Here is a 6,772-nt window from a genome sequence, read left to right as displayed (position 1 = left end):
CACCGCGGTCGTTGCGGTCGAAGCCGCCACGGCCACCGCGGTCGTCACGACGGTCACGGTTGAAGCCACCACGGTCACCACCGCGGTCGTCGCGGTTGAAGGAACGGCCGCCACGATCGTCACGACGGTCACGGTTGAAACCACCGCGGTCACCACCGCGGTCGTTGCGGTCGAAGCCGCCACGGCCACCGCGGTCGTCACGACGGTCACGGTTGAAGCCACCACGGTCACCACCGCGGTCGTCGCGGCGGTCATTGCGGTCGAAGGAACGGCCACCGCGGTCGTCCCGACGGTCCCGGCGCTCGTAGTTGCCGCGCTCGTCGCGGTACGTGGAGCGGCGCGGCGCCTCGTCGGCCTCCGGGGTGCGCGCGGCCTGGGCCGGCACCGACACCTCGGCCTGCGCGGCGGTCGAAGCCTCAGCGGCGGCCTCCTCGGCCTTGGCCTGCACCGCGGCCTCCGGGTCCTCGCCCCGCTCCCGCGCGGCACGGGCGGTCAGCCGGTCGGCCTCCTCGCGCAGCTCGGCGGCGCGGCGCTGCAGCCGCTCCAGCTCGCGGGTCAGCTCGGCGACCTCGCGCTCGGCCTGCTTGGCGGAGTTCGCGGCCGACTCGGCCTGCACCTCGGTCAGCGAGCGGGCGCCGGTGATCCGGGCCACGTCCTCGTCGAACTGCCCGGCGCCGCCCACGATGTGGCGCGAGGCGTCCACGCCCGCGTCCTCCATCAGGCGGAAGATCTGCCGGCGCTGGTGCGGCAGGGCCAGGGAGACCACCGTGCCGGACTGGCCGGCACGCGCCGTACGGCCGGAACGGTGCAGGTAGTCCTTGTGGTCGCCGGCCGGGTCCACGTTCAGGACCAGGTCGATGCCGTCGACGTGGATACCGCGCGCGGCGACGTCGGTGGCGACCAGGACGTTGACGTAACCGTCCTTGAAGTCGGCGAGCGTACGAGTACGCGCACCCTGCGTCATGCCACCGTGCAGCGCGTCGGCGCGGACACCGGAGTCGCACAGCTGCTCGGCGACGCGGTCGGCGCCCAGCTGCGTACGGACGAAGATGATCGTGCGGCCCTTACGGGCGGCGATGGCGGCGGTGACCGGCGCCTTGTCCTTGGGCTTCACGACCAGGACGTGGTGGGTCATGGTCGTGACGTTGCCCTGGGCGCTGTCGACCTCGTGGCTGACCGGGTTGTTCAGGTACCGCTTGACCAGCGTGCCGATCTCGTTCTCCATCGTGGCGGAGAAGAGCATCCGCTGGCCGCCGGCCGGCACCAGGTCGAGCAGCTCGGTGACCTCGGGCAGGAAGCCCAGGTCGGCCATCTGGTCGGCCTCGTCCAGGACCGCGACCTCGACCTTGTCCAGGGAGCAGGCGCCGCGGTTGATGATGTCGCGCAGCCGGCCCGGGGTGGCGACGAGGATGTCGACGCCGCGCTCCAGGGCGTAGATCTGGTTGCCCATGGACGTACCGCCGCAGACGACCTTGATCTTGAGGCCGAGGACGTCACCGTACGGCTGCAGCGCGTCGGCGACCTGCATGGCCAGCTCGCGGGTCGGGGTGAGGATCACGCCGCGCGGGCGCTTCTTCTCGGTGGAGCCGCCGGAGAGCTGGGTCAGCAGCGGCAGGCCGAAGGAGAGGGTCTTGCCGGAGCCGGTGCGGCCGCGGCCGAGGATGTCGCGGCCCGCGATGGCGTCCGGGATGGTCGCCGCCTGGATCGGGAACGGGGTGGTGACACCGTTCTGCGCCAGCTTGCGGACGATCTTCTCGTCCAGACCCAGGTCCGCGAAGGTGATCTGCGGCTCTTCGGGGGCCTGCGGCTCGTCGGCGACGGCCTCGACGGTCTCGGCGAGCTCGACGGTCTCGGTGACCTCGAGGGGGGCCTGCTCGTCGTGTGCGGGCATGGCGGACTGGTCAGTGGAAATGGACATGCGAAATGCGAAACCTTCCGGAGTCTCGGCACGCGCCCAAACTCCGTGTTGTTTCACAAAAGACCGCCTCAATGCGGTCAGCCACGGCAAGGAGAGAACGCGCCACGCGACGCGCTTCGTCCTCTTCGGAGAAGAGGATCCGGTGGGCGCCGGGCAAATGGGATCAAACGATCTACCACCATACGCACCCGGTCCCCCCGAAGGCAAATGCGGTACCGGGCGACGCTCGGCCCGACACCGCTGGTCGTCCGGTTTTCGCCGGCCACTGGCCGGTCAGCGGGGTTGCTCAGCCAGGAAACGGCCCCGCTACGAAGCGTCTCCGCCACTGGGCTGCGCCGAGTCCGGGCTGCCGGACTGCGAGTCCGTCTGCGAGGGGCTGCTCGGCGGCGGGTCCTCGCTCGGCGTGGGCGTCGGGTCCGGTGCCGGGGCCGTAGGAGAGGGGGTGGGCGCCGGCCTCGGGGAACCGGAGGGCCGGGGCGGGGCCGGGCGGGGCGGGCTGCCCTCCGTGGGGCTCTCCGACCCCGGGCGCCCGCTGCCCGTCGTCCCGTCGCCGCTCGCCGGGGCCGACGGGGTGCGCTTCCCGTCCGCCGACGGGTCCGCGCCGTCCGAAGGCGCGGCGGGACGGCCGTCCTCCATCGGGCCCGAGGACCGGCCCATCCGGCGCGGCCCGTCACCGGACACGTCGGCCGCTCCGCCGTCCGGCTGGGCGTCGCTGCCGTGCTCCCCGGCGGAGCGGCCGGACGGCTTGTTCTTCGGCGCGTCCTCGCTGACGCTCATGCAGCCGGTGAGCGAGACGGCGAAGGCGGAGGCCGCGGCGACCGCGGCGGCCGTACGGGCCAGGGAGCGGGCCGTACGGGCCGCCGTACGGGGCGAGACCGAGCCGTCGGCGGACGCGGGCGAGGAGGCCGAGGAAACGGAGGGAGCGGGGGCCTGGGGGACGGGCGGCGGGGGCGGGGCGGGCAGGGCAGCGGTGGGCGGCACGATGGCCGGCGCTGCGGGCCGGGGCGGACGGCTGACGGGGAGCGGGCGACGCACGGGCGGGACCTCCGGATCCGGAGCGGACACGCGGGACAGGTGCACTGCCCAACTCCCGCCGCCCACCGGAGGACACGCGCGGGACGCCGCCGTCACGCGTATCCGAGTACGTGCGGCCGCCCTCACCCGTACCCGAGTGCGTGCAGCCGTTCGTCGTCGATACCGAAGTGGTGGGCGATCTCGTGGACGACCGTGACCTCGGTCTCGGTGACCACGTCCTCGCGGGTGTCGCACATCCGGAGCGTCGGGCCCCGGTAGATCGTGATCCGGTCCGGCAGCACGCCCGCGTACCACTCGCCCCGCTCCGTCAGCGGCGTCCCTTCGTAGAGCCCGAGCAGGTCGGGGTCGTCCGCCGGGGGCTCGTCCTCGACGAACACGGCCACGTTGTCCATCAGGCGGGTCAGCTCCGGCGGAATCCGGTCCAGCGCCTCGCCGACCAGTTCCTCGAACTCCTCGCGCGTCATCTCCAGCACGCGCCCATTGTGGGTCACGGAGCCGCGCGGAGCGGCCGCCCTCGCGCCGACCGCGCCCACCACGTTCCCGCGCGCACTCCCGTACCGCGCTCCCGCCCGTCCCGCATCGCCACCCCCTGCATGCACCGGCCTCCGGCATAACGGGCCCCGTATACGGGCATACGGGCACAATGGCCCGCACCGCGCCGTCCGGGGGGCCGCCCCCCGGCTCCTCCGTGCTCCGGCTGCTCCGCGCCGCGTACGACCGCGTCCGGAGCGCCCCAGCCGCCGCCCTGCGGCACTACCGCGCCCACCACCAGGCCCCGACCTCCACGCTGACGCACCCACCGCACCCGTATGCCCGCGCCCTCGGACTGATCGCCGTGACCCTGCTCGGCGCCTGGCTCGGCCTGCTGATCGTCGGCAGCGTCCGCGCCCCCGTGGGGCCGGTGGACACGACCATGACCCTGCGCCCGTCCTTCAGCGGCGGCACGAAGATCGGCGTGTCCCCGCTGGGCGCGCTGGAGCTGCAGAGCCACCACGCCCCGATACGGCTCGACGTCGACGTGGACCAGCTGGACCCGGCGCGCGCCCAGGCCCTGGTCGACCACCCGGAACGGTTCTCCGGGCTGCAGGCCGAGGTCACCCGGGACGTCGAGCGCGGCACCGCCGACCTGGCCTTCCGCTCCTGCGTGGCCGTGGTCTCCGGCGCGACCGCGCTGGGGCTCGCGGTGTACCGGAGGCCGCGCCGCGCGCTCGCCGCCGGCGGCCTCGCCCTCGTCCTGCTCGCCGCCTCCGGCGGAGCCGCGTACGCCACCTGGAACCCCAAGTCCGTACTGGAACCGCGCTTCTCCGGCCTGCTCTCCTCCGCGCCGTCCGTGGTCGGCAACGCCCGCTCCATCGTGAGCGAGTTCGACGTCTACCAGAAGGAGCTGGCCCGCCTGGTCACCAACGTGACCAAGCTCTACGACGTGACGTCCACGCTGCCCGTGTACCAGCCGGACCCCACCACCGTCCGCGTCCTGCACGTCTCCGACATCCACCTGAACCCGGCCGCCTGGCAGATCATCAAGTCCCTGGTGAAGCAGTACGACATCGACGTGATCATCGACACCGGCGACACCATGGACCACGGCACGGCCGCCGAGAACCACTTCCTGGACCCGATCGGCACGCTCGGCGCCCCGTACGTCTGGGTGCGCGGCAACCACGACTCGATGAAGACGCAGAAGTACCTGGAGCGGAGCAAGAAGCTGAAGAACGTGCAGGTCGTGGACGAGGGCAGGTCCGTACGCGCCGGGGGCCTGCGCATCGCGGGCGTCGGCGACCCGCAGTTCACCCCGGACCGCTCGGTCGCCGCGTCCGGGGACGGCGCGGAACGCGCCGCGGGCCGGCGGCTCGCCGAGTCCCTGCGCACCCTCACCCGTGCCCGCACCCCCGCCGACATCGCCCTGGCGCACAATCCGGTCGCCGCCGCGGAGACCGACGGCCTGGTCCCCCTCGTCCTCTCCGGCCACGTCCACCACCGCGACACCAAAGTCCTGCGGCACGGCACCCGGCTGATGGTCGAGGGCTCCACGGGCGGCGGTGGGCTGCGCGCGGTCGAGGGCGCGACACCCGAACAGGTGCAGGCGTCGGTGCTCTATCTGGACCGGGAGACCCGGCACCTCCAGGCGTGGGACGAGATCACGCTCGGCGGGCTGGGCCTGTCGAAGGCCGAGGTCAGCCGCCATCTCCCGGCCGACAACCGGCCCGGCGCCACCCCGTCGCCCACCCCTTCGCGGACCTCACCGACCCCCCGTTCGTAAACCGTTTTGGCGAACCGTCCCCCCATCCCATATGCTTCTCACGTCCCCGACGGCGCCGACAAAGCGCCCAGGTGGGCCATCAGCCCTCATCGTCTAGTGGCCCAGGACGCCGCCCTTTCAAGGCGGTAGCACGGGTTCGAATCCCGTTGGGGGCACGCAACACCATGTGCGAGACTAGTGCTCGCACAAGCTTGGTCCTGTGGAGCAGTTTGGAGTGCTCGCCACCCTGTCAAGGTGGAGGCCGCGGGTTCAAATCCCGTCAGGACCGCTGAGGTTTCACGTGAAACCTCGTGGCTGGGTAGCTCAGTTGGTACGAGCGTCCGCCTGAAAAGCGGAAGGTCGCCGGTTCGACCCCGGCCCCAGCCACCGCACAAAACCCCGGGAAGTTTCTTCCCGGGGTTTTTTCGTGTCCGCCCCGGGGTTTTTTTACCCCGCATGTGCCGGGCCCGTTGGGCGGCCGCCCGGGTGGCGGTGGCGCCAGGTCCAGAAGACCGTGCAGGAGAGCAGGGACCAGCCGGCCAGCACCAGGTACGGGAAGACGTGCTGGTGGCCGGGGAAGTAGACGGCCGTGTGCTGGGCGTTCACCGAGGCGCCCGGGGGCAGCCACTGGCCGATGTGGCCCAGTACGGACGGCAGCAGGGGCCAGGAGACCGCGCCGCCGGACGAGGGGTTGCCCAGCAGCACCATCAGGCCCCAGGTCGGCACCATCGCCCAACGCCCGATCAGGGTGTTGAACATCGTGAAGACCATGCCGGACGTGAACATCGTGAACGCCAGGATCAGCCAGGACTGCACGAAGGGCAGGGTCAGCGCGCCCAGCAGCCAGTCCACCACCGCGGCGATGGTGAAGCCGCCGAGCAGGCTGTAGGCGAGGGTGTACGCGATCCGCTCGGCCGGGTTGAGTGCGCGGGCGTGCACGCTCAGCTGGATGGCGCCGACGAAGCCGACGATCACCGCGGCGAGCGAGATGTAGAAGAGCGCCAGGCCGCGCGGGTCGCCCTGCTGCAGGGGTCGGATGTCCTTGAGCGTGACCGGGACGCCGGTCTTCTTGCCGACCTGCGGCGCGGCCTGGGAGAGCAGCTGGCTCACCGTGGCGCCCGTGGCGCTGGACAGGTCCATCCGTACGCCGGACCGGTCCGCAGCGATGATCGTGAACGCGTGCTGCTCGTCGACGGCCTCACGGGCCTTCGCGTACGTCGGGTACTCGTGCAGCTCCAGCGAGGCGTTCAGGGCCTGCTCCATGCCCTGGACGAACTTCTTGCCGCGGGCGTCGTCCGGCGGGCCGACCACCGCGGCGGGAATGCGGTGCGGGGTCGGGTTCGCCATGGAGTACGTGTACGAGCCGGCGAAGAGGCCGGCGGCGGTCGCGAGGATGAAGATCAGGACGGTCGCGGGCAGGAACGGCGACTGCTTGAAGGCCGTCCACTTCTCGGCCGCGGTCCGTGGTCTGCCGTGCTCGCCGGGGCGGCCGGTGGACCCGGCGTCGTGATCATCGGACATGGGAACACGCTAAAACACCCATCGCGGACATTCTCTCCGGCCGCAGCGGACACCTCTCC

Annotated in this window: 5 protein-coding genes and 3 tRNA genes; 4 read left to right on the top strand and 4 right to left on the bottom strand. The window is 72.2% G+C overall.

The window, feature by feature from the left end:
• From AB0I82_RS25235 to AB0I82_RS25225, 3 genes are all read right to left on the bottom strand, one after another.
• Window positions 1-1,918, bottom strand: a 1,918-nt coding sequence (locus AB0I82_RS25235) for a DEAD/DEAH box helicase (protein WP_363259608.1), incomplete at its 3' end; no start/stop codon positions are given.
• Window positions 1,919-2,224: 306 nt separating this feature from the next.
• Window positions 2,225-2,953: a hypothetical protein gene (locus AB0I82_RS25230; RefSeq protein ID WP_363259607.1), complete on the bottom strand. Its 729-nt coding sequence runs from the start codon at window positions 2,951-2,953 to the stop codon at window positions 2,225-2,227.
• Between the two features lie 122 nt (window positions 2,954-3,075).
• On the bottom strand, window positions 3,076-3,426 hold the full coding sequence (locus AB0I82_RS25225) for a metallopeptidase family protein (protein ID WP_363259606.1): 351 nt from the start codon (window positions 3,424-3,426) through the stop codon (window positions 3,076-3,078).
• Window positions 3,427-3,596: 170 nt separating this feature from the next.
• On the opposite strand from AB0I82_RS25225, the gene AB0I82_RS25220 reads away from it, so the two are divergent.
• The 4 genes from AB0I82_RS25220 to AB0I82_RS25205 all read left to right on the top strand — a co-directional run bounded on the left by AB0I82_RS25220 (window position 3,597) and on the right by AB0I82_RS25205 (window position 5,579).
• Window positions 3,597-5,213: a metallophosphoesterase gene (locus AB0I82_RS25220; protein WP_363259605.1), complete on the top strand. Its 1,617-nt coding sequence runs from the start codon at window positions 3,597-3,599 to the stop codon at window positions 5,211-5,213.
• Between the two features lie 82 nt (window positions 5,214-5,295).
• Window positions 5,296-5,368 (top strand) — tRNA-Glu (locus AB0I82_RS25215).
• A 38-nt stretch (window positions 5,369-5,406) separates the two neighbouring features.
• Window positions 5,407-5,481: transfer RNA gene (locus AB0I82_RS25210), tRNA-Asp, on the top strand.
• Window positions 5,482-5,505: 24 nt separating this feature from the next.
• Window positions 5,506-5,579, top strand: a tRNA-Phe gene (locus AB0I82_RS25205).
• Window positions 5,580-5,639: 60 nt separating this feature from the next.
• On the opposite strand, the gene AB0I82_RS25200 is transcribed toward AB0I82_RS25205, so the two are convergent.
• Window positions 5,640-6,713, bottom strand: a complete 1,074-nt coding sequence (locus AB0I82_RS25200) for an ABC transporter permease (RefSeq protein ID WP_363259604.1) — start codon at window positions 6,711-6,713, stop codon at window positions 5,640-5,642.
• Window positions 6,714-6,772: the final 59 nt, after the last annotated feature.

This window comes from Streptomyces sp. NPDC050315 (genome assembly GCF_040655775.1).
Lineage (GTDB): Bacteria > Actinomycetota > Actinomycetes > Streptomycetales > Streptomycetaceae > Streptomyces.
Note: the sequence above shows the minus strand (reverse complement) of the source record. Positions and strands in the feature narration are given on the sequence as shown.